This is a genomic window from Thermoanaerobaculia bacterium (assembly GCA_035260525.1).
Classification (GTDB): Bacteria; Acidobacteriota; Thermoanaerobaculia; order UBA5066; family DATFVB01; genus DATFVB01.
In genome coordinates this window covers 1-3,271 of record DATFVB010000186.1, presented here as the reverse complement: position 1 = coordinate 3,271, position 3,271 = coordinate 1, and the positions used below count along the sequence as shown (strand labels likewise).

Sequence of the window (3,271 nt, the reverse complement as noted above, 5' to 3'; positions counted from 1 at the left end):
GCGATCGCGAGCGGGTCGCCGACGCGGATCGCCGACGCGTCCGGCCGCACGCCGAACACGCGCCCGAGCCTCGCCGCCCATCGGGACCGCCGCGACGCGCGGTAGGGGTCGGCGTCGAGCGCCGCCGACCCCGCGTCGCGGCGGATCATCGCGTCGACCCGGGAGAGAAACGCCGTCGCCGCGGCCGGCCAGAGATCCCGCAGGAGCGGTTCCTCGAAGTTCTTGTACGCCGTCGCCCAGGCGTTCTTCTCGATGAGGTATCCCCGCTTGAAGATCCCGAGCGCTTCGCCCGTCGCGCCCCCCTCGTGCCGCGCGCATGCCCGCGGCTCGTAGAGCACCCGCCGCCCGAGGACCCACTGCCGCCAGCCGAAGTCGACGTCCTCGAGGTAGGCGAAGTACCACGGGTCGAAGCCTCCGCTCGAGAGGAACTCGTCGCGCGCGACGAGCATGTTGCCGCCGCAGGCGAAGAGACGCTCATCCCCGGGCGCGCCGCCGCGATCGGTGGGCACGGGCCCCCCGGCGCCGTCGGAGAACGCGTGGCCGTCGAAGACGAGAAACCCGTCGACGAAGTCGTTCTTCGTCCCCGAGGCGTCCGTCAGCCGGCCGGCGACCGTGTGGACGTCCCGAGGAAGCGATCCCGCCGCGTCGAGAAAGCTCGAGAGCCAGTCCGGTTCCGGGATCGCGTCGTCGTTGAAGAAGATCAGCAGCCCGGCGGAGGCGGCCTCCGCCCCGAGCGAGCATCCGCGGGCAAAACCCGCGTTCTCCTCCTGCCGGAGCATGCGGACCGCGGGGAAACGCCGCCGGACCTCGTCGGCGGCTCCTTCGCGGCTCGCGTTGTCGACCAGGACGACCTCCGCGGTCTCGGCGGCGGCCTGCCGGCAGACCTCCTCGAGCGTGCGGAGGAGGCGCGCCCTCCCGCGATGATGGACGATGACGACCGAGGCGCGCGGCGTCATCGCCGACGGCGCCGAGACGAACGGAAAGCGGCGCGCGGCGTCATCGCCGACGGCGCCGGACAACGGAAAGCGGCGCGCGGCGTCATCGCCGGCTTCGCCGGAGGAGCCGGAAAGCCGGGCGCGGCCGGGGCTCCGGAAACGGCAGGCGCGCGGAGACGCGAGGGTTCTCGAAAAACGCCGCGAGCGGCACGACGACCCGGTCCCACGCGAGCTCGGCCGCGACCTCCCGCGCTCTTTCGGCGGCCGTCCGAAGGAACGCGCCGTCGGCGACGAAACGCGCGATGCCCGCGCGGAGTTCCTCCGGCGACGCGGCGGTCAGACCCGCTCCCCTCTCTTCCAGGCGGCTCGCGAGGGCGCCCCCGTGGATCGAGATCGAGGGCAGGCCGGCGGCCGCCGCGTCGAGGAGCCGGGTGCGGAACGACAGCTCCGTCTCGAGCCCGGAACGGCAGAGGCACAGAGCCGCCCGGGAAGCCGCGTACAGCGCTCCCCTTTCCCCGTACGGCATCCACGGAAGGAAGAACCAGGAGCGGTCCTTCCACCCGCGGCGCCCGGCCTCCGCGACCGCCTCCTCGAAGACCCGCTGGGGCGTCGTCTCGCGGTTCGGGTTCTCGCAGAAGACGACCCGCAGGCTCGGGAACTGTGCCAGCAGCGCCGGCCAGACCGCCGCGAGCGGAGCGAGGTCGTGCCAGTCGTACAGGCCGCCGAAGAGGAGGACCGGATCGCCCGGCCGGGCGCCGAGCGCCTCGCGGACGGGCGTCGGGTCGGCGGCCGGAGGGACCGACGCGCCGAACGGCACGACGGCGAGCAGGGTCGAAGCGTCCGGATCGCTCTCCGCGAGGGCCGCGTCGATCCTCCCCGCGAGGACGAGCATCCCGGCGTAGAAGAGACGCTGTTCGGCCGAGGCGCACAGGAAGAAGTCCCCCCGCGCGACAGCGAGGTTCCAGGCCCGGCGGTCGTTGGCCTCGACCTCGTCGCCGAGAGCGGCCCGATAGTGGAAGTTTTCGACGAGGAAGGGGTCGTACCAGTCGACGGCGACCGGAACGTGTGGAGCCGCGACGAACACGTCGCTCGCCGCGTGCCCGGAAACGAGCGCGGCGTCGCACGCTCGCAGCTCGCGGTGAAACGCTGCCGAGCCGGGAGGCGCTTCGACGACGGACACGCCGGGCCGCGCGGCGGACGCGGCCGCGCCCGGGTTGGGCGCGAGCAGGCGAACCTCGAAGCGCGAAGCGAGGGCGGCGGCGATCTCGAGCGCCCGGATTCCCATTCCCGCCATGTGGGGACGGATCGGCTCGGGCGCCAGCACGACGATCCGGCGCGTCACCCTTTCCCCTTGCGCCGCTGCACCCATTCGTGGAGTCGCCACGCCTTCGTGCCCTGCATCTGGACGATCAGCGCGTTCAGGCGCGCGATCTCGGCGTAGAGCGCGCCGCCGTTCTTCTCCCACGCCTCCATGCCGGCGCGCAGCTCCCCCTCGAGCCGCGCCCGGTCTCCCTTCACCGCCGACAGCTCCCCGCGGAAGGACTCGACCTCGTCGGTGAGACGCCGATGGCTCGCCCGGTGGAACGCGAGCTCCCCCTCGGCGCGGTACTCGCGGCGCGAGACTTCCCACAGCCTCCTGGCCAGCCGGTCGAGAACGCGCGCCGCCGCCGCGTCGGTCCGGCGCTCGCGATACCGCTCGAGGATCCGGTCCCGCGCCTCGAGGAACGCCCCGCCGCCCGCTTCGACGTGGCCGGCTTCGCCGGAGAAGACCCGATACGCGGCGGTCACCCCGCGGACGTGCCGGAACGGGGTCTCGAACGAGAGCCGGATCAGCAGGTCCCAGTCCTCCGAGTATTCGAGGGCGGGGTCGAACCCGCCGGCGCGGCGAAGCAGGGCCGTGTCGAAGAGCACGGTGTGGAGCGGGATGTAATTGGCGTAGAGGAGATACTCGGGATCGAAGTCGAGGGAGTACTGGAGCTCGCGATGGCGTTCGGTCCACCCCTGGCCGTCGGGCTCGAGAACGATCGTCGCCGCATCCGAGTACGCGATCGGCTCGGGACCCGCGGCGCGCGCCGCGAGCAGGCGCTCGAAGTGATCGGGAAAGAACACGTCGTCGTCGTCGAGGAACCCGACGACCTCTTCCGAGACGCGCTCGACGCCGTCGTTGGCCGCCCTCGAACGTCCCGAGGAAGAGGGGTGGTCGACGTGCGTGAGAGAGTAGTCGGAGACGAACGGGGCGAGGATCGATTCGACCGGGCCTCCCCCGTCGTTGACGACGACGACCCTCCGCGGACGCGCCGTCTGTGCCGACAGGCTCTCGAGGGCCTCGCGCAGGA

3 protein-coding genes are annotated in these 3,271 nt (G+C 72.6%); all 3 read right to left on the bottom strand.

Translation table 11 applies throughout. The features are described from left to right. On the bottom strand, positions 1–1,019 hold a 1,019-nt coding region (locus VKH46_09255), incomplete at its 3' end, for a glycosyltransferase family 2 protein (GenBank protein ID HKB71017.1). 19 nt (positions 1,020–1,038) lie between these two features. After that, positions 1,039–2,277 carry a hypothetical protein gene (locus tag VKH46_09250; protein HKB71016.1) on the bottom strand — a complete coding sequence of 413 codons (1,239 nt, stop codon included), beginning with the start codon at positions 2,275–2,277 and terminating at the stop codon, positions 1,039–1,041. Beyond that, on the bottom strand, positions 2,274–3,271 hold a 998-nt coding region (locus VKH46_09245; GenBank protein ID HKB71015.1), incomplete at its 5' end, for a glycosyltransferase. The genes VKH46_09250 and VKH46_09245, both read right to left, overlap by 4 nt.